The organism is Pantoea sp. SIMBA_079, from assembly GCF_046940275.1.
GTDB classification, from domain to species: domain Bacteria; phylum Pseudomonadota; class Gammaproteobacteria; order Enterobacterales; family Enterobacteriaceae; genus Pantoea; species Pantoea borealis.
In genome coordinates this window covers 1-419 of record NZ_JAWRYR010000057.1, presented here as the reverse complement: position 1 = coordinate 419, position 419 = coordinate 1, and the positions used below count along the sequence as shown (strand labels likewise).

General features: G+C 59.9%; 1 protein-coding gene. It reads right to left on the bottom strand.

Going from position 1 to position 419, the window contains the following annotated elements; translation table 11 throughout:
• Positions 1-305: hypothetical protein (locus SB719_RS19070; protein WP_412159591.1), on the bottom strand; the 305-nt coding region annotated here is incomplete at its 3' end.
• Positions 306-419: the final 114 nt, after the last annotated feature.

The window sequence follows — 419 nt, the reverse complement described above, 5'->3', positions numbered from 1 at the left end:
CGTTGTTTCAGCAGAGCGGCGAATTCTTTCGCCGCTTGGCGTGCGGAGGTCGATAAACCAGACCCCGGAGCCTTTACGTCTGCGGATTGACATCCATTTTCTCCACCGACCCGCAGCGATAGCCGGGTCAGATTGTTGCGCTTTTCTGATAACCCGGCAAGCCGCGACGGCCAGACCCGCCAAACCCGAGACCCGGGCAGGCGAAATCCGATTTGCTTGCGCATTGAAAATACGGTGCTGTACGACAGTTGCATCCGATCGGCGACCTGCTGGAGGGTGAGGGCGATTTCTTCGTGCTCGCTCATTGCGCGACCCTCCGAAATTCGATCGCCCACACCCAGGGGTTCGCATCCCATCCATGGCCGCGGGCGGCATTGATGCCGTTCCACATCGTCATGAACGAGCCGATCGGATCGCCC